This window comes from Streptomyces sp. NPDC058812, assembly GCF_042744565.1.
In the GTDB taxonomy this organism is placed as follows: domain Bacteria; phylum Actinomycetota; class Actinomycetes; order Streptomycetales; family Streptomycetaceae; genus Streptomyces; species Streptomyces thinghirensis.
In genome coordinates this window covers 715652-737049 of sequence record NZ_JBHYOB010000001.1, presented here as the reverse complement: position 1 = coordinate 737049, position 21398 = coordinate 715652, and the positions used below count along the sequence as shown (strand labels likewise).

Sequence of the window (21398 nt, the reverse complement as noted above, 5' to 3'; positions counted from 1 at the left end):
GTGCACCGCCGAGCGGTGCCCAGCCCAACGGTGCCCGCCCAGCCGTCTCCCGCCCAGAGCGGTGTCCGGCTCTCAGAGCTGGATCGGCGCCGCGCCCTTCAGGTCGTCCAGGTCCAGGAGGCGGCCCATGCGGGCGTACCCCTTGTCGCTGGGGTGCAGGTGGTCGCCGCTGTCGTAGTCGGAGCGCATCCGGCGCGGGTCGTAGGGGTCGCGCAGTGCCTTGTCGAAGTCGACGACCTCGTCGAACACACGGCCCGAGCGGATCTCCTCGTTGATCTGCTGCCGCATCGTCTCGCGGGCCCGCGTGTAACCGCCGTAGCCGCCGAACGGCGTGATCGTCGCGCCGACGGCCTTCAGCCCCCGGGCGTGCGCCTGGTCGGTCAGCGTGCGCAGGCCGTCGAGGATGGCGTCCCGGTCGGCGAGTTCCGGGCTGTGCAGGATGTCGTTGACGCCGAGGACGATGACGACGGCCTTGACGTTGGTGCGGCCCAGGACGTCCCGCTCGAACCGGCTCAGCGCGCTGGGGTTGTCGGCGGGCCGGCCCGCCCTGCCGGTCAGGATCCGGTTGCCGCTGATGCCCTGGTTGACGACGCTGTAGCGGGGCGCGTCCCGCCCCTCCTCGGCCGCCTCGTGCAGCCGCTCGGCGAGGACGTCGGTCCAGCGGTTGTTGGCGCCCGTCTCGGACCCGAAGCCGTCGGTGATCGAGTCGCCGATGGCGACGACGGTGCCGTCGGCCTCGTGGCTCAGCACGTCCAGCGCGGTCAGGTAGCGCCAGTACCGCGTCTGCGTGGTGTACGCGGCGGCGGTGACGTCCGCGGCGCGGTCGCCGTCGGCGAGGTAGCTGATCTGCTGCGCGCGCGGGTGGTAGGTGACCGGGCCGGACGGCACGGGGGAGTACGTGGTGACCAGGACGTCCGCGCCGTAGGGGACGGCGATGCGCGCGAGGTCGCTCATCACCTGTCCGCCCGCCGGGATCACGACCCGGGGGCTGCCCCCGAAGGTGAGCCGGCGCATGGTGTCGGCGAGCGCGGCGGCGGTGTCGGGGCCGGCGGCCAGGGCGATGGAGGCGTGCGTGATGGTCAGCGGGGACTGTCCGTAGAGGTTGGACAGGGTGATCCGCGCGCTGGTGCCGCCGATGCTCGTGTGCACGACGTTACGCACCGAACGGCCCGCCATGCCGGTCGTCTCGGTGCCCGGTTCGGCGGCGGCCGGTGAAGTGGACCAGGCGCCGACCCACGTGCCGGTCGAGGCGGGAGCGGCGTCTCCCCGTGGGATACGGCCGCCGGCGAGCGGTGTGCGGTCCTTCGTGCCGCCGTCGGCGGACACTCCGGCGTATATGGCCGCGGAAATCGCCACTATCAGGGTGACGATCGCCGCGAGCAGGGCACGGTGCTTGGTGGGGGGCGCCCCCGCACCCCCGTCACGACCCCGGGTCATGCTGTGCTGTTCTCCTCGGGCGAGGGAGCCCGAGGCTCCGGTGGGATGAACCCATGATGCGTCATGGGCGGGGGAAAGGCCGTACGACCCCCGGGCGTTCCCCCTCCAGGACAGACGCCGGGAACTTGTGTTCCGTTCCAGGAGTCGGTCAGGAAGGGACAATGTGTGCGGGACGGATCAGCGAACGGTGGAGTGGATGGAACGCACGAAGTCGGAACTTCCTGATGGTCCGGGAGATGTCGGGGAGGGCGCCGGGGCGGGTGAAGGGCGGCCCGCCGCGGGGGCCGGGCGCACCGTCCGCGACCGCGCGATGACGTCGTTCAGCCCGGCCGACGAGGAGAAGCGCCGCGGCGTGCGCCGCATGAAGCTCACCGCCACGGGCCTGCTGCTGTTCGTCGCCGTGGTCTACGTCCTGGCCGAATGGGCCTCCCACCGGGGCGCGGGCGCCTGGGCGGGCTACGTCGCGGCCGCCGCCGAGGCCGGCATGGTCGGCGCGCTCGCCGACTGGTTCGCGGTCACCGCCCTCTTCCGCCACCCCCTCGGCATCCCCATCCCGCACACCGCGATCATCCCCAAGAAGAAGGACCAGCTGGGCGTCTCGCTGGGCGAGTTCGTCGGCGAGAACTTCCTCTCCGAGGACGTCGTACGGCAGCGGCTGCGCGCCGTCGGCATCGGCAGCCGGCTCGGCGCCTGGCTCGCCGTGCCCGAACACGCCGACCGGGTGACGGCGGAGCTGTCCGCCGCCCTGCGCGGTGCCCTCACCGTGCTGCGGGACTCCGACGTGCAGGCGGTGGTGGGGGAGGCGATCACGCGCCGCGCCGACGCGCAGGAGATCGCCCCCGGCATCGGCAAGCTGCTGGACCGGATCGTCGCCGACGGCGGCCACAAGCGCGCCGTCGACCTGATCGTCTCCCGCGCACACGACTGGCTGATCCTGCACGGCGACTCCGTCATGGACGCCGTACAGGGCGGGGCACCCGGGTGGACGCCCAGGTTCGTGGACAAGCGGGTCGGCGAGCGCGTCTACAAGGAACTGCTGCGCTTCGTCACCGAGATGCGCGACATGCCCGCCCACCCCGCACGAGGCGCCCTCGACCGCTTCCTCACCGACTTCGCCACCGACCTCCAGTCCGACACGGACACCCGCGCGCGCGTGGAGCGGCTGAAGACCGACGTGCTGGGCCGCGGCGAGGTCCAGGACCTCATCGCGTCCGCCTGGACGGCCGTACGAGCCATGATCGTCTCGGCGGCGGAGGACGAGCGCAGCGAACTGCGCATGCGGGTACGGGCCTCGCTGCTGTCGCTGGGCGCCCGGATGGCCTCGGACCCCAGGGTGCAGGGCAAGGTCGACGGGTGGGTCGAGGGCGCCGCGGTGTACGTGGTCACCACCTACCGCAAGGAGATCACCTCCCTGATCACCGACACGGTGGCGAGCTGGGACGCCGAGCACACCACGAAGAAGATCGAGGCGAACATCGGCCGCGACCTGCAGTTCATCCGTATCAACGGCACGGTGGTCGGCTCGCTGGCCGGGCTGCTGATCTACACGGTCTCCCGCATCCTGGGGGCGTAGGGCAGGCCCTGCCCTCCCGGCGCGGCTGGTCGGCAGGCTCCCGCCCTCCCGGCGCGGCGGGTTCGGCGGGCGGGTCCCTCCCGTAGCGGTGGGCGTGTCCCTCCCGGCTCCGGGCAGACGGGAGGCGTTCGCTCGACGGAGAGGGAGCCATGACAGCGGAATCGACGTCGCCGGGCTCGACGCCCGCCTCCACCGGCACCGTCACCACGGCCGTCCCCGCCCGTCTGGACCGGCTGCCCTGGTCACGATGGCACTGGATGATCGTGATCGGCCTGGGCACCGTCTGGATCCTGGACGGCCTGGAAGTCACGATCGTCGGCAACGTCGCCGGCCGCATCGCCGAGGAAGGCAGCGGCCTCGACATCAGCTCGGCCCAGATCACCGGCCTCGCCGCCGCCCTGTACGTGGCGGGCGCCTGCTCCGGGGCCCTGTTCTTCGGCCGGCTGACGGACCGTTACGGCCGCAAGAAGCTGTTCATGGTGACGCTGGCCGTCTATCTGGCGGCGACCGCGCTGACCGCCCTCTCCTTCGAGTCCTGGTGGTTCTTCCTCTTCCGCTTCCTCACCGGCTTCGGCATCGGCGGCGAGTACGCGGCCATCAATTCCGCGATCGACGAGCTGATCCCGTCCCGGTACCGGGGGCGGGTCGACCTCATCATCAACGGCAGCTACTGGCTCGGCGCGATCGGCGGCGCCCTGCTGTCCATCGTGATGCTGGACACCGACATCTTCCCCAAGGACCTCGGCTGGCGGCTCAGCTTCGGCCTCGGCGTGGTCCTCGGCCTGGTCATCCTGCTCGTACGCCGGCACGTCCCGGAGAGCCCGCGCTGGCAGTTCATCCACGGTTACGGCGAGAAGGCCGACACCCTCGTGTCATCCGTCGAGCGGGAGATCGAGGAGGAGAAGGGCGAGAAGCTGCCGCCGCCGGCCGGTGAGATCACCATCCACCAGCGCAAGAGCATCGGCTTCGGCCTGATCGCCAAGACCGTCTTCCGGAGCTACCCGCGCCGCGCGGTCCTCGGCCTGTCCCTCTTCATCGGCCAGGCCTTCCTCTACAACGCCATCACCTTCGGCTTCGGCACCATCCTCATCACCTTCTTCGACGTGCCGACCGGCAGCACCGGCTACTACTTCGCCGTCATCGCCGCCGGCAACTTCATGGGCCCGCTGCTCCTCGGCACGCTCTTCGACACGGTCGGCCGGCGCATCATGATCTCGGGCACGTACCTGCTGTCCGGCCTCCTGCTCTTCGGCACGGCGTACCTCTTCGACCGGGGATCGCTCACGGCCACGACGATGACGGCCTGCTGGTGCGTGGTGCTGTTCTTCGCGTCGGCGGGCGCCTCCAGCGCGTACCTGACGGTCTCCGAGGTCTTCCCGATGGAGACCCGCGCCATGGCCATCGCCTTCTTCTACGCCCTCGGCACCGCCGCCGGCGGTATCAGCGGCCCGCTGCTCTTCGCCAACCTCACCGAGTCCGGCGTGGTCGGTGACACGGTCCTGGCCTTCCAGATCGGTGCCGGGCTGATGTGCGCGGCCGGCCTGGTGGCGGCGTTCCTGGCGGTGAAGGCGGAACGCCGCTCGCTGGAGGACATCGCGGAGCCGCTGTCGACGGTGCGGGCGGATTCGGCCGGCTGAGCGGATCGGACGGGAACGCCGGGCTCCGGCACGGCGAGCGCCTAGCGTGTTCCGTGCACCCGGTCCCGTCCCGTCCCGCCCCGTCCCTCCCGACCGGCCGACCGTGAGGAGCCGCCCGATGACCATCCGCCGGATCGTCCCCAACATCCAGGTCGAGCGCGAGGAGCAGATGCGCACGAGCCGTGACTTCTACGGCCTGCTGGGCTTCGAGGAGGTCATGGACATGGGCTGGGTGACGACCCTGGCCTCCCCGTCCAACCCCACCGCCCAGGTCAGCCTCTTCACCGAGGAACGCACCGCGCCCCTCGTCCCCGACCTGAGCGTGGAGGTCGAGGACGTGGACGCGGTGTACGCGCAGCTGTCCGCGTCGGGCGCGGAGATCGTACGGGAGCTGCGGGACGAGGAGTGGGGCGTACGGCGCTTCTTCGTACGGGACCCGAACGGGCGGGTGGTGAACGTACTGACCCATCTGACGTAGGGTCGGCCGGCCCTCGCAGGTCAGCCCCTGCCGGTCAGCCCCGCCGGTCAGCGCCGCCGGTCAGCGCCGCCGGTCGGCGACCGCCCACGAGGCCAGCGCCACGGCACCGGCGACGCCGAGGACGGCGGGCCAGGCGCCCACCTTCTTGGCCAGCGGGTGGGACCCGGCGAAGCCCGCGACGTACGCGGCCGTCAGCGCCCCCGCCGCCCTCCCGCCGGCCCGCTCCCGCCACCGCTGCGCGGCAGCGGCCCCGGCGACGGCGAGCACGGCACCGCCGAGCTGCCGCTTCTTCGTCCAGCGGGCCACGCCGTACCCGCCGACGAGACCACCCGCGGCGACCACCGCGCTGGGAACCTTCGCCATGTCCGTCTCCTCTGACTCCTGCCGTGCCGGCTACCGCAGCCGAGGCTAATCCGCGCCGTGCACGGCGCACGCGCCGGGGTGAGCGCCGCTCCGCTCCCCGCAAAGGGTGGCGTGCCCCTCCAATGGCCGAACAGCGGGCGCGGCCCGCGACACTTCCGGGTACCCGCTGAGTTAGAGCGAGGGGAGTGGGGGGCGAAGAGCGGTCGAGACGAGGAAACAGGAAGCCGATGAGTACGCAGAGCAGGAGCACGGGCACGGACCGGCCCCGCGCCCGGTCGGTCACGGTGGACGGCGGCGCCCGCGTGGCCTGCTGGGAGTCGGGACCCCCCGACGCCGAACCGGTCCTCCTCCTGCACGGCTACCCCGCCAACCACCACTGCTGGCGCCACCAGATCCCACCCCTGTCGCACCGGTACCGGATCATCACCCCGGACCTCCTCGGCTGGGGCGAGTCCGACCGCCCCCTGCGCCTGTCCTTCGACTACGACACCGAGGTCACCCGCCTCGGCCGGCTGCTGGACGCGCTGGACCTGGACTCGGTGAACCTGGTCGGCCACGACTACGGCGGCTTCCTCTCCCTCGGCTTCACCGAGACCCACCCCGGCCGTGTCCGCCGCCTGGCCGTCCTCAACAGCCGCGCCCACGCCACCTTCACCCGCCGCTGGTACGCCGTCTTCAGCCTGATCAGCCTCGCCGGACGCACCTCCGCCCTCCGGCCGGCGGCGATGCGCCTGCCCTACGCCGCCATCCACCGCCGGTCCTTCGCACCGCTGGTCCGCGCGGGCCACCTCGACACCGGCGTACTGGACGACTACGTCGACTGGATGGACACGCGGGAGGGGCGCCGCTGGCTGCTCCACTACTTCGGCGACTACCGCACCCCGCCCCGGCCTGAACTGCGCCGGCACCTCCGCGACATCGCCTGCCCGACGGCGGTCATCTGGGGCCGCGCGGACCCGTACCTGAGCCCGTCGATCGCGACCGAGCTGGCCGGGACCGTCCCCGGCGCCGAACTGACGATGCTGGACGGCACCGGCCACTGGGTGATGGACGAACGCCCGGCCGAGGTGACGGCGGCACTGAGCCGACTGCTGGCACGCCCCGCCCCGGAGGCCACGCCGTAGCGGTGCACCACCCGGGGGCACCTTCCGGTGCTTCCCGGCACGTCAGGTCTGCCCGGAAGTTCCTTGTCGGCGGAGCGGAAGCCCGGGTAGACCGCTGGAAGGGCGACGCGACGTTCGGTGTCTGAGGTGTTGGCGGGCGCGCACGCAGGCCGCCCCTCCTCCGCCGGCCCGGCGGCCACCGCACTTCCTGCCCGCCGCCTCCGGGCGACCGAGACGCAGGTCACACCCGCCGCCTCCCCCGGGCCTGTCACATCCGGCCACCGCGCTCCGTCGTAGCTGTGTACGCCCAAGGGCGGACGACAGACGACTCAGCTCGATGACCGACGATGGACGAGATCATCATGGAAGCCCGACTCGACATGTTCGGCAGCCCGCTCGCCGGTAAGTTCCTGCGGCACATCAACTCGGCGGGCAAGCTCCTGTCGGACTCGGGGCTGCCGCACGCGACCCAGGAACTGGTGAAGATCCGCGCCAGTCAGATCAACGGCTGCGGCTTCTGCCTCGACATGCACACCAAGGACGCCGAGAAGGCGGGCGAGACCGCGCTGCGCCTGAACCTGCTCGCGGCCTGGCGGGAGGCCGACGTCTTCACCGACGCCGAGCGCGCCGCCCTGGAACTGACCGAGCAGGGCACCCGCATCGCCGACGGCGGCGGCGTCTCGGACGAGGCCTGGGCGAACGCGGCGCAGCACTACGACGAGGACCAGCTCACCGCGCTGGTCGGCCTGATCGCCGTGATCAACATGTACAACCGCCTGAACGTCATCACCCGCCAGCCGGCGGGTCACTACGTGCCGGGCATGTTCGGCTGACTCCGCACGGAGTACGGGGGGCGGCTCGCTCCCGAGCCGGGGGGACGAGCCGCCCACCCGTGACCCGTACCGCCCATCGCCGCCTCCAACTCCGCGCCCACGAAGCCCTTTTCACGCCCCGCCGACAGCGTCGGCGCTAGGTTGGTGTCCTGATCACCCACGCCAACCCCTAGGAGACTCCGCCGTGTCGGACACCAACTCCCAGCTCGCTGCCAGCGCGGAGATACGGGCCCGGATCGACACCGCCACACCGCACTCGGCCCGCTTCTGGAACTACTTCGTCGGCGGCAAGGACAACTACGAGGTCGACCGGGAGATCGGGGACCAGATCAAGGAGATCTTCCCCGGCCTCGTCGACGTGGCCCTCACCAGCCGGCTCTTCCTGGGCCGCGCCGTCCGCCACCTGATCCGGGAGGAGGGAGTCCAGCAGTTCCTGGACATCGGCACCGGCCTCCCCACCGCCGACAACACTCACGAAGTGGCCCAGCGCGTGGCTCCCGACGCCCGCATCGTGTACGTCGACAACGACCCGATCGTGCTGGCGCACGCCAACGCGCTGCTCACCAGCACCCCCGAGGGCAGCACCGCCTACCTGGACGCCGACCTCTACGCCCCCGACACCGTCCTGGAAGCCGCCGCCGGCACCCTCGACTTCTCCCGGCCGATCGCCCTGATCATCCTCAACACCCTCGGCCACGTCGCCGACCACGACCAGGCGCGCGACCTGGTGCGCCGCCTGATGGCAGGCCTCCCGGCGGGCAGCTTCCTGGTGATCAGCGACAGCACGGCGACGAGCGAGGGCATGATCGCCGCCTCGAACGCGTACAACGCCAGCGGCGCGACGCCGTACTACGTGCGCAGCGTCGAGGAGATCGCCGGGTTCTTCGAAGGGCTGGAACTGGTCGCCCCCGGCATCACCCGGGTCCCGGCCTGGCGCCCGGACCCGGACACCCCGGCCGACCAGGCCGCCGCCTCCGTCGACGCCTACTGCGGGGTGGGACGCAAGCCGTGAGGCGGGGCGCCGCTCCGCCCGATCAGGCTCCCGGCGTACGGCAGCCTCCGGCCTGACCCGCCGGGCACGCGTGATGAAGGCGAACCCGGCGGGCGCGACCACGAGCAGGCATGTTCGGCTGACGCCCATGCGTTGCGGGTGTCCCCCGACGCCGCCGTGACGGCTCGCCCGGTCGACGGGCGAGCCGGCCCGCCGTTCAGCCGGCGTGCAGCAGGACCGGGAGCCGCTGGTGACCGTTGCTGATCAGGGAGGGCACGGGCGGCAGTTCCTCCGCCGGGTCGGCGAGGCGGATGCCGGGGAAGCGGCCGAACAGGCTCTCCAGCGCGAGGGTCACCTCCATGCGGGCCAGCGGCGCGCCCAGGCAGAAGTGGACGCCGTGGCCGAACGCGAGGTGCTCCTTGACCGTGCGTGTCGCGTCGAAGGTGTCGGCGTCCTCGTGCCAGTCCGGGTGGCGGTTGGCGGCGGCGTACGAGGCGAGGATGGCCTCCCCGCGGGCGATGGTCCGCCCGTCCGGCAGGGGGATGTCCGTGACCGCGAACCGGAGCGGCAGATGCTTGACCGCCGGTTCGTGGCGCAGCGTCTCCTCGACGACGTCCGCCCAGGTGACCTCGCCCTCGCGGACCAGTTCGAGCTGGTCGGGACGGGTCAGCAGGGTGTGCGCGGCCTGGTCGATGACGTTGACGGTGGTCTCGTATCCGGCGCTGATCATCAGCAGCAGGGTGTCGCGCAGTTCCTCCGGGGAGAGGCGGTCGCCGTCCCCCTCGTCGTCCCGCGCGGTGATGAGCAGGGACGTCATGTCGTCGCCCGGGGTGGCGCGCTTGGTGGCGATGAGCTGGTCCAGGACCTCGTACAGGCGCATGGTGTTGGCCTGTGCCTCGGCCTGGTCCAGGGTGGTGTCGAAGACACCGTCCACGAGGGCCCGGAAGCCCTCCCGCTGCTCCTCGGGCACGCCCATGAGGTGACCGATCACCGCGATGGGCAGCGGGTAGGCCAGCTCCTGCCGCAGATCGACCGGTTCGCCGGCGGGGAGGTCCGCGAGCCGGTCGACGAGCCGGGTCACCATCTCCTCGACGGCCGGCCGCATCGCGGCGATGCGACGGGCGCTGAAGGCGGGCGCCACCAGCCGGCGCAGCTTGCGGTGGCCCGGCCCGTACGCGGTGAACATGTTCTCCACCGCCACCCACAGGGCGAGCGGCCAGGTGCCGACCACCTCGCCGAAGGCCGGCCAGTGCGCCCGGGCGTCCTTGGAGACGTCGGGGCTGGTGAGCAGCTGTTTGAGGAGGGCGGGATCGCTGACCGACCAGGCCTGGACGCCGAGGACGTCCACCCGTGTGGCCGGGCCGCGCTCCCGTAGCGCGCGGTGCTCGGCGTGGTGACCGGCGCCGGTGGGGTCGAGGACGAGGGCGGGCTGCTGGGTCGCCATGGCCTGGCTCCTTAGTGTGCGGCTTGGTGAGCGGCGGGGAAGGTGACGGGCAGGGATTCCAGGGCGCGGTGGAACGGGCCGGGACGCCACGTCAGCTCGGCGAGGGGGCGAGCGAGGTCGGTCTCCGGCAGCGCGTCCAGGAGGTGGGTGACCGCGGTCTCGGCGATGAGGTAGGCGTGCGAGCGGGCGGGGCAGGCATGCGGGCCGATGCTCCAGGCCAGATGGGCGCGGTTGCCGGTGTGGCGCCCCTCGGGCACCCCCTCCGTGAGGGCCGGGTCGTTGTTCGCCGCCGCCATCGAGATCACGACCGGCTGGTCGGCCGGGAGCAGCACCCCTTCCACGTCGATGGGGTAAGGGGGGTACGAGATGCAGTAGTTCGCCATCGGCGGGTCGGTGTAGAGGACGGCGTCGAGCGCGTCGCGCACCGTGGACAGCCCGGCGTGCAGGTCCGCGGAGAACTCCTCGTCGGTGAGGATCTTCAGGATCGTGTTGCTGATCAGATTGGTCAGGGGCTCGATCCCGGCGCCGTAGAGCGTGACGAGCTGGTGGCCCATCTCCTCGTCGCTCAGTTCGGCGGGGTGGCGGGTCAGGCGGGACGTGATGTCGTCGCCGGGGTGGAGCCGGCGCAGGGTCACGAGGTCGGACACGGCCTGGGCGAGGATCTGGTTGCCCTGCTCGGCGTTGGTCGTGTCGAAGATCTTCGCCATGCCGTCGGCGATGCGCTGCCCGATCTCGTCGGGGCAGCCGAGCAGCGCGCTCAGTACGCGGAAGGCGATGGGGAACGAGTACTGGGTGAGCAGGTCCGCCGAGCCCGCGGTGCGGAACTCGTCGATGGCGCCGGAGGCGACCTTCTCGACCAGGGCCCGCAGTCCGTGCTGGTCGACCCGGTCGATGGCGTGGGTGTTCGCGGCGCGGTAGCGGGCGTGCTCGGCACCGCCCGAGCGCAGCGCGTTGGGCCGCCACTCCATCATCGGCCGCACCGGGCAGGTCGCCGGGATCAGCTTCTCCCAGGCGCGGGGGTCGGCCGGGAAGTGCAGCGGGTCGTTGAGGATGCGGCGGGCCTGGTAGTAGCCGATCACCAGGGTCGCGGGCACCCCGGGCGCCAGCTCGACCGGGACGAGCGGACCGTGGGTGCGCCGCATGCGCCGGTAGGCGGCGTGCGGGTCGGCGGCGAACTCCGCTGCGTACAGGGCGACCCGGCCCGGCGGGCCGGCCGGCGCGGGCTCGGCGGAAGGCAACGTCATCGGCGGGACTCCAGGAGGGCGGCTGAGCGGTGCTCGGAGAGGTACTCCGTGAGCGTGATCAGGGCGTGCAGGGAGGACGTGCGGTCGCGGGCGTCGCAGTACGTCAGAGGCGTGGCGGGTTCCAGGGCCAGCGCCTCGCGCAGCTCGGCCTCGGGGTAACCGGGGGCGCCGGGAAAGGTGTTGATGGCGACGGCGTACGGAATGCCCGCGCCGTCCAGCAGACCGAGGGCGTCGTGGGAGGCGTCGAGGTCGCGGGTGTCGGCCAGGACGAGACAGCCGAGGGCGCCCTGGGCCAGGTCCTCCCACAGCGGCTGGAAACGGGACTGCCCCGGCAGCCCGAACAGATACAGCGCGATCCGGCCGTCGGCCATGTGGATGCGGCCGAAGTCCATCGCCACGGTGGTCGTCGTCTTGTGCGGGGTGCCGCGCAGGTCGTCCACACCGTCGCTGGCCTGCGTGATCGGCTCCTCCATCCGCAGCGGCCGTACCTCCGAGACGCTGCCGATGTACGTCGTCTTGCCGACGCCGAAGCCCCCCGCGACCACGATCTTGGCCGACCGCGTCACCGTGGCGGGGACGTAGGTGACGGACGGGTCGGACCGGTCAGACCATGGAGCGAAGTCCACGGAGCACCTCCTGCAGCAGGTCGAAGTCGGGCTGGTCGTCGGCGGCGGCGACCGGGCTGGTCAGGTGGCCGGAGTCCATCAGCGAGGAGACGAGGATGCGCACCGTGGAGGGCGGCAGCTCCAGCGCGGCGGCGATGTCGGCGACGGCCAGGCCGCCCTGGGCACCGGCGAACAGCCGCATCACCCGGCGGGCGTCCGGAGGGAGGGTGTCCGTGGGACCGGTCGCGGCGATGACCACGCTCTCCAGGCGCACGTCTTCGCGCGCGTGGACCAGGCCCCCGGTGCGGACATAGGGCCTGACCATGTCGGGGTCACGCCGCGGCCCCGTCATGCCGACGAGCCGCCTTCCGCGACCGGCACGCGCTCCTCGGTGACCAGTTCGTGCCCCACCCGGGTGGCGAGCCGCACCATGTGGTGGGAGATCAGCCCGACGTCCGCGTCCGGCCCGGTCGTGCACACCGACAGCATGGTGTTCTTCGCGGCGGTGGTCGTCAGGCCGATGCAGCCGACCGACTCGATCAGCAGCTGGCGCATCCCCGCACCGCCGGTGAACTCGTCCCAGGCCTTGCCCGCCGCGCGCAGCGCCGCCGTCAACGCGGCGAACTTCTCCCCGTCGTCCTGGCCGATCGTCGCGGTGCGCGCCTTCAGCAGCCCGTCACTGCTCATCAGCACGGCGTACCGGACGCCTTCGACGCTGCCGAGTTCCTGGTCCAGCAGCCAGCCCAGGCTGTTGGTGTGTGTGTCTTGCACGATCAGTGTCCTTCGTCGTCGGCGGCGTCGTGGGTGGCGTCGGCGGTGGGTCCGGTCGTCCGTCCGGGGCCGGTGCCGGGGCCGGGGGCGGTGGAGGCCGGTGAGGGTTCCTCCTCCCGGCCGCGGCGGGTGCCGGCCGCCCAGGCCGCGGCGACGGCGGGACGGCCGGGCTCGGTGTCGTCGAGGGCGGCAGGGCGTCGCGCGGCGGCGGGCGCGGTGGAGCGTCGGCGGACGGTCAGACCGCTGGCGGTGGTGGTCGAGGGTGTGGCCGCGGCGGCTGTGGACGCGCCTGTGGCGGCCGCGGCGGCGGAGGGCGGAGCGGCCGGCTCGGGCTCGGGTACGGGGGGCTGCGCGGCGAGACCCGCCGCGGGGGCGGTCGCCGGGGCGGTCGCGGGGCCGGTCACCGGGGTCGGCGACACGCGGTCGGCGACGGGGGCCGTCGGTGCGGGGGTGGCGCCGGCCGCGGGGTCGGGCGCGGCCACCGGCGGAGCGAGGGGCGCGGCGGAGGGCGTGGTCACCGGCCGGGGCACCGGCTGGACCGCCGCCGGGTCGACGAGCAGGTTCTTCGGCAGGACGACCATGGCCCGGGTTCCCTGGTAGATGTTCGGCGCGGTCAGCTCGACGCGGAAGCCGTAGTCCTCCGCCAGCAGGGACGCCACGCGCAGCCCGGTCTGGGGGTGGGCGCCCAGGCGGGTGATGTCGTCGCGCTGCTCGCCGGACATCACGTCGCTGGCCCACAGCAGCCGCTCGTCGTCCATGCGCAGTCCGGCGTCGTCCACGATCAGGAAGCAGGCGTGGTGCCCCTGTTCCAGCGAGACGTGGACACTGGCGGCGGGCGGCGAGTAACGCAGCGCGTTGTCCAGCAGTACGGCGAGTGCGTGCACGACCGCCTCCACCGCGCGGCCCTCGACCACGACGGAGCCCATCTCGGGGTGCTTGATCCGCTCGTACCCCTCGATCCGGCCCATGGCCGCGCGCACGATGTCGGTCAGCGGGGTGGCGGGCCAGCGCCGGGACAGCTTGTCCCCGGCGAGTACGGAGTACCCCGACGCCGTGAGCAGCATCTGCTGCGTGAGGTGGTCGATCTCCACCAGCGTCGCGTACGCCTCGTCCGAGATGTGCCGCCGCACGCCCTGGCTGACGGCCCTGCCGAGCCTCGCCGACCGGGCCACGATGTTGTTGGCGAAGCCGCGCACGGCGGCCCGGGCGACGCCGACGGACTCGCGCCGCACCTGTGCGATCTGCCGCTCGGTGTCCTGCCGTACCTGGTCGGCGGCGTGGGCCGCGGCCCGTTCGACGGCCGCCCGCTCCCGCGTCCGTACGTCCTCCACCACCGAGGTCACCGCGCCCGGTACGGCACGCAGCCGCTCGGCGAGCGGTGTCCCGTCGAGCGGCGCCGGTACGAGCAGTCCGCCCTCGGGGCCCGCACCGCCGTCCCCGCCCTTCGCCGTCGCCGGAATCACGGTGGCCGCGAGGTGCCCCACGCACTGCTCGGCCGCGACGAGTTGCAGGGTCAGCCGGTCGGCGTGCTCGCGCAGCAGCTCGGCCCGGTGCCGGGCCTGGACGCCTTTGCGCCGGAAGTACCACGCGGCCCCGACTCCGGCCACCGCCAGCACGGCGGTGGCGGTCACTATCAGTTCAGTCATCAGGTCCTCACGGATCGGAAGCCGTCGGTGTGGGGAAGTGGGCCGAAGGCGCGGAGGGGCCGGGGAGGCGGCGGGGCCGGGGAGGCGGCGGGGCGGCGGGCGGCGATGTGTGCGGCGACGCGTGCGGACCGCGGCAGGCCGGAACGGCCCGGCGGCGGCGAGGCGCACGACATGGACCTCCAAGGAACATGCAAGGCCGGAACGAGCAGGGGGGCCGACGACGACGCGGACTCGGAACCGGAACAGGACCACGCACACCCGCTATCGCCTCGAACTCCTGTACCCGCGACCGGCGTTCGACGTACGGGAAGGGACCATACCGCTTGCGTTCACACCTCGTGTCAGCCTCGTGACGACGAGCCGGAACCATCGGAGGTTTGACGCGAAATATGCCCGGATGGCAGCCGAACCGCTTTGGCTGGAAAGGGTGTTGGCCCCGCGGGTGGCACGCTGGTAGTTCGGTCGACAGTCACCGTGCCCTTGTCCGGTGACCGAGTCGCCGTACTCGATGTGCGGGCAACCCGCGCCCCGGCCCCGTCAGCCGCGGGGACCGGGCTCGCCGCTCCCGCGCTCGCCGCTCCCGCGCGTCACCCGCCACTCGCCCGGCGCGGTCTCTTCCGAGTACTCGCGAATCCTCTCGGCGCTCCACAACCCCGGCCAGCGTGTGCTGGACGACCAGCGCAGCGACATGAGGATGCCCGTACGGGCGTGTGTCTCGAAGAGAGCCACGATGCGCGACCCCAGGTAGTCCAGGGAGGCGCCGCTCAGGTCCGCGCCCCTCATGTCCGCGACCTGGATGTGCGTGCTGAACAGGGTCGCGCCGCGCAGGCCGGCACGGGAAAGGTCGGCACCGGTCAGGTCCGCCTGGAACAGGTTCGCCCGCAAGAGGTTCGCGCCCCGCAGATCCGCACCCACCAGCCTCGCGCCCGAGAGATCGGCACCCGTCAGGTCGGCGCCCGCCAACCGCGCGTTCGTGAGATCCGCGCCCTTCAGGAACGCGCCGGTCAGGGACGCGCCCCGCAAATCAGCGCGCCGGAGCCTTGCTTCGTACATGTGGGCGCCGTCCAGCTTTGCACCTGACAGATCCGCCCAGGACAGGTGGACCTTTCGCATGCGGGCCAGCCGCAGGTTGGCCCCTCGCAACCGCGCCCCGTGCAGCCAGGCGCCACGCAGGTCCGCGGAGACCAGCCCCGCGCCCGGTCTGATCCACGGCCACAGGGCCAACGGGCCGATCCGCCGACCGAACATCTCAATCCCCCAGCCGCCCGCAGAACCTCACGTCACTGTGTATGCCCAGTCCTTCCGGACGCCAACGGTGCCGGGGGTACAGGGGGTGCATGGGCGGCCCACCGAGGCTCGGGCTCCCGGCTGGTCAGTACCCCCGGGGCAGTCGCAGCGGAGGGACCTGTGAGTGCAGCAGCCGTTGTCCGTCGCCGTCCACCCGCAGTGTGTACGTCTCCGGTCCGGGCCGCCCCGCGGCGTCGAAGGCCTCGACGAAGTGCTCGATCCGGCTCCACAACTTCAGTGGACCGCCTTCCCGGACTCTCCAGTTCCCGCCGTCGGGAGTGAGGGCAGCGGCGGAACCGGAGACCACGTCGATCAGGTGCAGCACCCCGTCGATGGTGACCATTTGAGCGTTCGGTACGGCACTCTGAGCCAGAAACCGCAGGTGGAAAGCCTCCTCGGTCGCATCCGTGAGCCGCCCGGGGGCGTGCCGCGCAGTCCGGGGCCTCTCATGCAGTCCTGCGGCCCAGTCCGCGGGATTCCCGTACGCCGGTGCCGCATGGGCCCGGGCGGGCATGAAGGAGATGGTGCCGGGCAGCAAGGGACCCTCGGCGGTGCCGTCCCCGGCGACGGTGAGCAGGACGCGGGCGTTGCCGTAAAGCCACCCCGACAGGGGGAGCAGGATCTTCCCGCCCGGCCGCGTCTGCCTGAGCAGGGCGGACGGCACGGCGCGGAAGGAGCAGGCGGCCACGATCCGGTCGAACCAGGCCTCGGGCCAGTACCCGTACAGCCCGTCCGCCCGCGCGAGCGTCGGCGTGTACCCGCAGCCGTAAAGGGCACCGGCCGCCGCATCCAGCCTGTCGGAATCGACCTCGACGCTGGTCACGTGGGACGACCCCAGCCGCTCGCAGGCGAGCGCCGTCGAGTACCCCGTCCCCGTTCCGATCTCCAGGACGGTGTGCCCCTCGGTGACGTCGGCGTCCGACCACATACGCAGGACGAGGGAGGGCAGCGTGGAGGAGGACGTGGGCGCGCCACCATGGCGGACGGCCGGGTTCTTCCAGTCGACCTCCTCGCCGTCGAGCTGGGTGACCAGCGTGGCGTCCGAGTAGGAGGCCGCGAGCCAGCGTCCGTAGTCGAGCCTCGACGTCACCGGCTCCCACACCGTCAGCCCGTGCGCGTCGGGCTCGTCGGCCGGAAGGTGGAAGCCAGGCACGAAGGTGTGGCGCGGCACCTTCTTCGCGGCTGCTAGCCAGGCCGAGTGGGCTGGAAGCCCGGCATCGGCGAGGCCCTTCACCATCGCCGCGCGCAGCGCGGCCGCGTCGTTGTCCAGGTCGGCGGGCATCGTCATGACCTGTTTGTTCCTTTCATGCTCGATGTCTGCGCGCAGTCAGAGCCGAAACAGGCGGGGCGTTGAGCCGCCGGAACTGCCTGGCCCGACAGGGCGATTCGGCCCGTCGCCAGGACGTCGTGATTGGCGAAGATCGTGCCGAGTTCGAAGCATCGGCCAATGTGCGCAGTCCATTCCACGTTGCCCACCTCACCGGAGTTCACGATCCGGGCGCGGACGGCCTGAGTGAGGATCCATCGGGCCTGCTCCTGAGAGGTGCTACGGCCGCCGAGGTCCCGGGCCAGGCGCCAGAGTTCGTCTCCGTTGCTGTCTGCGTCCACTACGGCGACGAGCCCGATGTCGCCCAGTGCACGATCGTCACTGGAGCGGGTGGTGTAAGCGACAGCGAGGTGATCGAGCGAGAAGAGAGTCACGCGGCTGCTGGCGCTGAGTTCGGTTGGGGACATGGAAGAGAGCCCCTTCGCAAGCGGGGAGGACAGGGCCGCCCTGGGAAACAGAGCGGCCCTGCCCTCTGAGGCGCTGATCGCGTTGTGCGTCAGCAGCAGGGCCCGTCGCCACAGCACGCGGGAGCGTTGCATTCTGCACCCGTGCCCCACAGCCGGTCGTCGACCTCGAATCCGGCCGACCGGATCCTGGCGGTGACGGAGGCCATCAGCCCCCGCGTACGGAGCTTGCTGTTCGGCTGGTGATGGAGGAAGTAGCCGAAGTGCTTCTGACACCAGTCGGCGTACCAGTCGGTGTGCAGGATGAGCGTGTGCCACCCAGGGTCGATGAGTCGGGATGGGGCCATGACGGAACCGGAGTGGGTCGTACCCATGACAAAGGTCAGGGCGAGGGCCTGATCCATGACGCGATCGGCCAGGCATCGTTCCAGCCCGTATTCGTCGGCGCAGAACGCGGCGAGCGTGTCGAACTCTTGGTCCGTGACGAGCGAGCGCCCGGAGCGCTTGCCGACGGCGACGGCGACGGCGGTCGTGGTCATTGGGCGGTCTCCCGCTCGCGCCTACCGCTCGCCGGCGGGACGGGACCCGGAGGCTTCTCTGGTCCCGGTCCCGGTGGGTTGGAACAAAAGAGTGCTTCCATCTCGGCTGACCTCCTCAAGGGGGACCCACCCACGCCCCATGACCTGGAGCGAGCGGTAGGGCCGGCTGTCAGACGGAGACGCTAGAGATGCGAGGCCCAACACCTCTATCAATGTGCAGATTTGTGCAACCTGCCGCCCGTACAGACCATTTCACCGATGGTCTCTTGACCCGGAACACTGCCACCCATCAATGTGATGCACATTGCCGCACATCCCGTCGCTGTCGGAGGTCGCCATGCCCCTGCTGTTCATCGGGATTGACCCGAACACCGGAGACCACGAGAGTCCGACTGTCTGGGTCGACCAGGACAACAAGGAAGTTGTCATCCAGGGTTGGAAGCCCGACGCGAGTCTCGAAGCGGAGTGCGCATCCTTCGAACTACCGGGTCATGCCAAGGGCATCCCGGAGAGCGAAGCGGTGGTCCGGATTCCCGCCAGGATGGCGCCCGCGATCAGGAAGGCGTGCGATGCCGTCGAACGTGCCAACGACATTCACTGACCTCCTCGCTGGCTGTGCCCACTCCGCCGTGCACCTGGAGTTGCGTGACTCCTACGCGGTGGACTACGAACACGGGCCCTTTGCCGACTGGCGTGCCGGGCACCGCTACCGGCCGGACGACCGGGCTTCGTGGTGGCGACCGTGGCTCGACCTTGTCCAGGAGACCGTGAACCGGGGCGTCGTCGTGCGACGCGCCCGGATCGTGTCCGAGCCGGTCAGTGAATACACGCGATTCCTGTACGACGGCACGTTCACGAACGTCGCCGCAGGCGAGGAGATCCGCTGGCTGCCTCGTCGCCGGGCGAGCGACATCGCCCTGCCCGGGAACGACTTCTGGCTCTTCGACGGTCGAGTCATCCACTGGAATCACTTCGCCGGTGACGGCTCGTCACTGGGCGGCGAAGTCTGGGACGACGCCCCCGAGGCCTCGAAGCTGTGCGCCGACGCCTTCGAAGTGGTCTGGGCGCGTGCGGTCCCACACAGCACGTACAGAGTTCACTGACAGCACGTACCGACAGGCCAGCTCATGCCGATATCCCCGTCCTCCTCTGCGCAGGCCGCGCGCGAAGTCGTTGCCCGACGGCTGCGCGACCTGCGGAGAGAAGCAGGGCTTACCGTCACTGAACTGGCCGGCCGGTGCGGCTGGCACCACGCCAAGACGTCCCGCATCGAGAATGCCCTCACCGCACCGTCCACCAAGGACATTCGTGCCTGGGCCTCCGCCTGTGGCTTCGCCGATCAGGAAGACGACCTCGTCGCCCAGTCACTGCATGCCGAGTCGATGTACACCGAGTGGCGCCATCGCGTCCGCAGCGGCCTGAAGCAGCTCCAGGACAGTGCGGTCCAGTTCTTCCATGAGACCCGCCTGTTCCGCGTGTACTCGTCGTCGCTGGTGCCAGGTCTCCTCCAGACCGAGGGCTATGCCGCCGGGGTACTGGGCATCAGTGCTCGGTTCCGTGATCTCCCGGTGGACGACAGCAGAGAAGCGGCCAGAGCACGTGTCGCCCGCTCAGGGGTCGTCCATGAGCCGGGACATCGGTTCGTGCTCGTGGTCGAGGAGTCCGCCCTGTACTACCGTGTCGCGGACGAGGACTCCATGGCAGCCCAACTCGGCTACCTCCTCGCCGCCGGGGCACTGCCCCAGGTCTCCCTCGGCGTCATTCCCTCGGCTACCCGGACCCGAGCGCAGTGGCCTCGGGAGACGTTCCACGTCTATGACGACAAGCTGGTGTCGGTAGAGCTCGTATCCGCCCAGGTGAGAGTCACGCAGCCCACCGAGATCGAGCTGTACCTGAAGGCGTTCGAGGAGCTGAGGGGCATGGCCGTCTATGGGGCGGAGGCACGAGGGCTGATCCTGAGAGCGATCGAGGCGTTGCGGTAGACGTACGTCCCGCATCGTCATTCCACCTGCGCCTGCGGGCGGTCCGCGAACCGCGGTCCCTGGTTATCCGCGTACCTGGAGGCCTGAGCCATCGAAAGCCCACCACGGCGGCGGGATGGCCGGCCGGTCGTCCGTCACGTGTGCCTCCATGGCGGCTCGCGCTGTTACGACCGCGATGACGCCGCTCACTCGCCTCGCGCCTCCCGCTTCAGTCGCGTGGCGAGGCCGATCCCGTCCTGGACGGCGATGTCGAAGTCGGGATCCTGGTAGAGACGAATCCTTCCCCGGTAGTCGACGATAACCGCTGCCACAGCCTTGAGGTCAGTCTCCGAGGACGCCTCCAGCGCGCGCTGGAGATCGGCTTCGAAGGCCTCCTGGTCACCGGGAAACCCGTACCCACAGAGCAGAGCGGCTCTTATGTCGCCGATGGTCTTCAAGGGCATCGGTGCGGGAGTACCGATCGCCGCGTGCTGTGCGCTCACGATCACCTGCTCCTTGGTCTCCTCTGGGTTCTGTGGAGTGTCCTACAGGTCTGCGCCGGTCGCAGCTTCGCTCAGGCACGGGCGCTGACGTAGAGAGGAACCGGCACGGCCGCGTGATTGCGTCGCACGGTCATGCCTCTCCGACTCTGATACCTTCCGCCGAGTCCCGGCGCGCCGCGTCGACGAAGCGCCGCCAGGCTTCGGTCCCCACGGAGAGAACGGGTCCGCCCCTGCGCTTCGAGTCACGTATCAGTGTTCGGTGTGTGAGGTAGGCGCACTCGACGCACTCGGTTCCGCTGCCTCCGCTGTACGAGGACTTGAACCAGTGGTGCTCTGATGTTGCTGCCATCAAGACTCACTCCTTGCTGACCCGGTCGATGAGTTCGGCGGAGGACTCGAAGTCGAGTGCCTGGGCGCTGAGGTACTGGAACGCCAACCTATAGCGCGCCAGTTCCTCCGGCTTTTCCATGAACAACCCGCCGCCGAGGAGATCGACGTACACCACGTCCAGTTCAGGAGTTTGACCGCGAAGTGTGGCGAAGCTCCCGACGGCGGCTGCATGGGCGCCGCGCGCGAACGGCAGCACTTGGACGGTGATATTGGAGCGTTGGGCCATGGTCAGCAGGTGTGCGAGTTGTCCCCGCATGATCGCGCGACCGCCGACCTGTCGTCGGATCGCAGCTTCGTCGATCACGCACCAGATGTGCGGTGGTTCGTCTCGCTCCAGCAACTCTTGGCGTTTCATGCGGATGTCCACCATGTGCTGCACCTCGCGCTCCTCGCATTCCACTTCGGAAGCCCGGTGCACGGCTTCGGCGTAGGAACGCGTCTGGAGGAGCCCGGGTACGTACATGCAGGCGTAGTGGTCCTCGCGTACGACCTCGTCTTCCAGGGTGAGCATGAGATTCATGGACTCGGGGATGGAGTCTGCCAGGGAGCGCCACCACCCCTGGATCCTGGCGCCTTTCGCCAGTTCGACCAGCGCTAGTCGCTCCTCGTCCGTCGCCCCGTATTCGCGGCAGAGGGCGTCTACGGCCGGCCACTTGACCGTGCCCTCCTTTGTCTCGTAGCGACTGAGCGTCGCTTTCGAGATGCCGACGCGTGAGCCCGCCTCCTCAAGCGTCAGCCCTCTGAGCTCCCTGAGTCGTCGCAGGTCGGCGCCGAGTTGGCGCCTGCGTGTGGTGGGTCCAGCTGCCATGTGCACGGCCCTTCGTGTCGGTCCAGTAGATCGTCGTGCTCGGTCATCGGCGAC

At 70.9% G+C, this 21398-nt stretch carries 24 protein-coding genes; 9 read left to right on the top strand and 15 right to left on the bottom strand.

Annotated elements, in window-relative coordinates:
- Positions 1 to 72: 72 nt before the first annotated feature.
- Positions 73 to 1437: an SGNH/GDSL hydrolase family protein gene (locus tag ACFW48_RS03405; RefSeq protein ID WP_386310014.1), complete on the bottom strand. Its 1365-nt coding sequence runs from the start codon at positions 1435 to 1437 to the stop codon at positions 73 to 75.
- Positions 1438 to 1633: 196 nt separating this feature from the next.
- On the opposite strand from ACFW48_RS03405, the gene ACFW48_RS03400 reads away from it, so the two are divergent.
- The 3 genes from ACFW48_RS03400 (at position 1634) to ACFW48_RS03390 (ending at position 5125) form a co-directional block, all read left to right on the top strand.
- The gene (locus ACFW48_RS03400; RefSeq protein ID WP_386310012.1) at positions 1634 to 3010 is read left to right on the top strand and encodes a DUF445 domain-containing protein; all 1377 of its coding nucleotides are present in this window, start codon (positions 1634 to 1636) and stop codon (positions 3008 to 3010) included.
- A 149-nt stretch (positions 3011 to 3159) separates the two neighbouring features.
- The gene (locus ACFW48_RS03395; protein WP_386310011.1) at positions 3160 to 4647 is read left to right on the top strand and encodes an MFS transporter; all 1488 of its coding nucleotides are present in this window, start codon (positions 3160 to 3162) and stop codon (positions 4645 to 4647) included.
- 118 nt (positions 4648 to 4765) lie between these two features.
- Positions 4766 to 5125, top strand: a complete 360-nt coding sequence (locus ACFW48_RS03390; RefSeq protein WP_386310008.1) for a VOC family protein — start codon at positions 4766 to 4768, stop codon at positions 5123 to 5125.
- Positions 5126 to 5185: 60 nt separating this feature from the next.
- On the opposite strand, the gene ACFW48_RS03385 is transcribed toward ACFW48_RS03390, so the two are convergent.
- Positions 5186 to 5488 carry a hypothetical protein gene (locus tag ACFW48_RS03385; RefSeq protein ID WP_386310005.1) on the bottom strand — a complete coding sequence of 101 codons (303 nt, stop codon included), beginning with the start codon at positions 5486 to 5488 and terminating at the stop codon, positions 5186 to 5188.
- 227 nt (positions 5489 to 5715) lie between these two features.
- Between ACFW48_RS03385 and ACFW48_RS03380 the strand changes: the two genes are divergently transcribed.
- The 3 genes from ACFW48_RS03380 to ACFW48_RS03370 all read left to right on the top strand — a co-directional run bounded on the left by ACFW48_RS03380 (position 5716) and on the right by ACFW48_RS03370 (position 8436).
- Positions 5716 to 6612: an alpha/beta fold hydrolase gene (locus tag ACFW48_RS03380; RefSeq protein WP_386310003.1), complete on the top strand. Its 897-nt coding sequence runs from the start codon at positions 5716 to 5718 to the stop codon at positions 6610 to 6612.
- 341 nt (positions 6613 to 6953) lie between these two features.
- Entirely contained in the window at positions 6954 to 7424 is a 471-nt protein-coding gene (locus tag ACFW48_RS03375) for a carboxymuconolactone decarboxylase family protein (RefSeq protein WP_386310256.1), read from the top strand.
- 184 nt (positions 7425 to 7608) lie between these two features.
- On the top strand, positions 7609 to 8436 hold the full coding sequence (locus ACFW48_RS03370) for an SAM-dependent methyltransferase (RefSeq protein WP_386310001.1): 828 nt from the start codon (positions 7609 to 7611) through the stop codon (positions 8434 to 8436).
- Positions 8437 to 8632: 196 nt separating this feature from the next.
- Here ACFW48_RS03370 and ACFW48_RS03365 read toward each other — a convergent pair whose 3' ends face one another.
- From ACFW48_RS03365 to ACFW48_RS03320, 10 genes are all read right to left on the bottom strand, one after another.
- Positions 8633 to 9859: a cytochrome P450 gene (locus ACFW48_RS03365; protein ID WP_386309999.1), complete on the bottom strand. Its 1227-nt coding sequence runs from the start codon at positions 9857 to 9859 to the stop codon at positions 8633 to 8635.
- An 11-nt stretch (positions 9860 to 9870) separates the two neighbouring features.
- Positions 9871 to 11103 (bottom strand): cytochrome P450, encoded by a 1233-nt coding sequence (locus ACFW48_RS03360; protein ID WP_386309997.1) that lies wholly within the window; start codon positions 11101 to 11103, stop codon positions 9871 to 9873.
- Entirely contained in the window at positions 11100 to 11729 is a 630-nt protein-coding gene (locus ACFW48_RS03355; RefSeq protein WP_386309994.1) for an ATP/GTP-binding protein, read from the bottom strand. The genes ACFW48_RS03360 and ACFW48_RS03355 overlap by 4 nt, the downstream gene beginning before the upstream one ends.
- The gene (locus ACFW48_RS03350) at positions 11707 to 12060 is read right to left on the bottom strand and encodes a DUF742 domain-containing protein (protein WP_386309991.1); all 354 of its coding nucleotides are present in this window, start codon (positions 12058 to 12060) and stop codon (positions 11707 to 11709) included. The genes ACFW48_RS03355 and ACFW48_RS03350 overlap by 23 nt, the downstream gene beginning before the upstream one ends.
- The gene (locus ACFW48_RS03345; protein WP_345625217.1) at positions 12057 to 12479 is read right to left on the bottom strand and encodes a roadblock/LC7 domain-containing protein; all 423 of its coding nucleotides are present in this window, start codon (positions 12477 to 12479) and stop codon (positions 12057 to 12059) included. The genes ACFW48_RS03350 and ACFW48_RS03345 overlap by 4 nt, the downstream gene beginning before the upstream one ends.
- Positions 12480 to 12481: 2 nt before the next feature.
- A complete protein-coding gene (locus tag ACFW48_RS03340) occupies positions 12482 to 14125 on the bottom strand; it encodes an ATP-binding protein (protein ID WP_386309987.1) in 1644 nt (547 codons plus the stop codon).
- 537 nt (positions 14126 to 14662) lie between these two features.
- Positions 14663 to 15373 carry a pentapeptide repeat-containing protein gene (locus ACFW48_RS03335; RefSeq protein WP_386309985.1) on the bottom strand — a complete coding sequence of 237 codons (711 nt, stop codon included), beginning with the start codon at positions 15371 to 15373 and terminating at the stop codon, positions 14663 to 14665.
- Between the two features lie 124 nt (positions 15374 to 15497).
- On the bottom strand, positions 15498 to 16700 hold the full coding sequence (tgmC, locus tag ACFW48_RS03330; protein WP_386309983.1) for an ATP-grasp peptide maturase system methyltransferase: 1203 nt from the start codon (positions 16698 to 16700) through the stop codon (positions 15498 to 15500).
- Complete coding sequence (locus tag ACFW48_RS03325; protein ID WP_386309980.1) at positions 16697 to 17146, bottom strand: hypothetical protein; 450 nt, start codon at positions 17144 to 17146, stop codon at positions 16697 to 16699. Before ACFW48_RS03325 ends, tgmC begins: the two co-directional genes overlap by 4 nt.
- 89 nt (positions 17147 to 17235) lie before the next feature.
- Complete coding sequence (locus tag ACFW48_RS03320) at positions 17236 to 17682, bottom strand: hypothetical protein (protein WP_386309978.1); 447 nt, start codon at positions 17680 to 17682, stop codon at positions 17236 to 17238.
- A 337-nt stretch (positions 17683 to 18019) separates the two neighbouring features.
- On the opposite strand from ACFW48_RS03320, the gene ACFW48_RS03315 reads away from it, so the two are divergent.
- The 3 genes from ACFW48_RS03315 to ACFW48_RS03305 are packed head-to-tail and all read left to right on the top strand — an operon-like array spanning position 18020 to position 19664.
- Positions 18020 to 18283, top strand: coding sequence for a hypothetical protein (locus ACFW48_RS03315; RefSeq protein ID WP_386309976.1), 264 nt, complete (start codon positions 18020 to 18022; stop codon positions 18281 to 18283).
- Positions 18252 to 18785: a DUF6879 family protein gene (locus ACFW48_RS03310; protein WP_386309973.1), complete on the top strand. Its 534-nt coding sequence runs from the start codon at positions 18252 to 18254 to the stop codon at positions 18783 to 18785. Before ACFW48_RS03315 ends, ACFW48_RS03310 begins: the two co-directional genes overlap by 32 nt.
- Before the next feature lie 24 nt (positions 18786 to 18809).
- On the top strand, positions 18810 to 19664 hold the full coding sequence (locus tag ACFW48_RS03305; protein WP_386309971.1) for a helix-turn-helix domain-containing protein: 855 nt from the start codon (positions 18810 to 18812) through the stop codon (positions 19662 to 19664).
- A 185-nt stretch (positions 19665 to 19849) separates the two neighbouring features.
- Here the strand turns inward: ACFW48_RS03305 and ACFW48_RS03300 are convergent, their stop codons facing one another.
- The 3 genes from ACFW48_RS03300 to ACFW48_RS03290 form a co-directional block, all read right to left on the bottom strand.
- Positions 19850 to 20146, bottom strand: coding sequence for a DUF6247 family protein (locus ACFW48_RS03300; RefSeq protein ID WP_386309969.1), 297 nt, complete (start codon positions 20144 to 20146; stop codon positions 19850 to 19852).
- A 130-nt stretch (positions 20147 to 20276) separates the two neighbouring features.
- Positions 20277 to 20495, bottom strand: coding sequence for a DUF397 domain-containing protein (locus ACFW48_RS03295; protein WP_386309967.1), 219 nt, complete (start codon positions 20493 to 20495; stop codon positions 20277 to 20279).
- Positions 20496 to 20501: 6 nt separating this feature from the next.
- Positions 20502 to 21344: a helix-turn-helix domain-containing protein gene (locus ACFW48_RS03290; protein WP_386309964.1), complete on the bottom strand. Its 843-nt coding sequence runs from the start codon at positions 21342 to 21344 to the stop codon at positions 20502 to 20504.
- Positions 21345 to 21398: the final 54 nt, after the last annotated feature.

Excerpts from the sequence above, each read along its gene's own strand:
- ACFW48_RS03405 (WP_386310014.1), bottom strand. The coding sequence starts at position 1,437 with ATGACCCGGGGTCGTGACGGGGGTGCGGGGGCGCCCCCCACCAAGCAC.
- ACFW48_RS03400 (WP_386310012.1), top strand. The coding sequence starts at position 1,634 with ATGGAACGCACGAAGTCGGAACTTCCTGATGGTCCGGGAGATGTCGGG.
- ACFW48_RS03395 (WP_386310011.1), top strand. The coding sequence starts at position 3,160 with ATGACAGCGGAATCGACGTCGCCGGGCTCGACGCCCGCCTCCACCGGC.
- ACFW48_RS03390 (WP_386310008.1), top strand. The coding sequence starts at position 4,766 with ATGACCATCCGCCGGATCGTCCCCAACATCCAGGTCGAGCGCGAGGAG.
- ACFW48_RS03385 (WP_386310005.1), bottom strand. The coding sequence starts at position 5,488 with ATGGCGAAGGTTCCCAGCGCGGTGGTCGCCGCGGGTGGTCTCGTCGGC.
- ACFW48_RS03380 (WP_386310003.1), top strand. The coding sequence starts at position 5,716 with ATGAGTACGCAGAGCAGGAGCACGGGCACGGACCGGCCCCGCGCCCGG.
- ACFW48_RS03375 (WP_386310256.1), top strand. The coding sequence starts at position 6,954 with ATGGAAGCCCGACTCGACATGTTCGGCAGCCCGCTCGCCGGTAAGTTC.
- ACFW48_RS03365 (WP_386309999.1), bottom strand. The coding sequence starts at position 9,859 with ATGGCGACCCAGCAGCCCGCCCTCGTCCTCGACCCCACCGGCGCCGGT.
- ACFW48_RS03360 (WP_386309997.1), bottom strand. The coding sequence starts at position 11,103 with ATGACGTTGCCTTCCGCCGAGCCCGCGCCGGCCGGCCCGCCGGGCCGG.
- ACFW48_RS03350 (WP_386309991.1), bottom strand. The coding sequence starts at position 12,060 with ATGACGGGGCCGCGGCGTGACCCCGACATGGTCAGGCCCTATGTCCGC.
- ACFW48_RS03340 (WP_386309987.1), bottom strand. The coding sequence starts at position 14,125 with ATGACTGAACTGATAGTGACCGCCACCGCCGTGCTGGCGGTGGCCGGA.
- ACFW48_RS03335 (WP_386309985.1), bottom strand. The coding sequence starts at position 15,373 with ATGTTCGGTCGGCGGATCGGCCCGTTGGCCCTGTGGCCGTGGATCAGA.
- tgmC (WP_386309983.1), bottom strand. The coding sequence starts at position 16,700 with ATGACGATGCCCGCCGACCTGGACAACGACGCGGCCGCGCTGCGCGCG.
- ACFW48_RS03325 (WP_386309980.1), bottom strand. The coding sequence starts at position 17,146 with ATGTCCCCAACCGAACTCAGCGCCAGCAGCCGCGTGACTCTCTTCTCG.
- ACFW48_RS03320 (WP_386309978.1), bottom strand. The coding sequence starts at position 17,682 with ATGACCACGACCGCCGTCGCCGTCGCCGTCGGCAAGCGCTCCGGGCGC.
- ACFW48_RS03315 (WP_386309976.1), top strand. The coding sequence starts at position 18,020 with ATGCCCCTGCTGTTCATCGGGATTGACCCGAACACCGGAGACCACGAG.
- ACFW48_RS03310 (WP_386309973.1), top strand. The coding sequence starts at position 18,252 with ATGCCGTCGAACGTGCCAACGACATTCACTGACCTCCTCGCTGGCTGT.
- ACFW48_RS03305 (WP_386309971.1), top strand. The coding sequence starts at position 18,810 with ATGCCGATATCCCCGTCCTCCTCTGCGCAGGCCGCGCGCGAAGTCGTT.
- ACFW48_RS03295 (WP_386309967.1), bottom strand. The coding sequence starts at position 20,495 with ATGGCAGCAACATCAGAGCACCACTGGTTCAAGTCCTCGTACAGCGGA.
- ACFW48_RS03290 (WP_386309964.1), bottom strand. The coding sequence starts at position 21,344 with ATGGCAGCTGGACCCACCACACGCAGGCGCCAACTCGGCGCCGACCTG.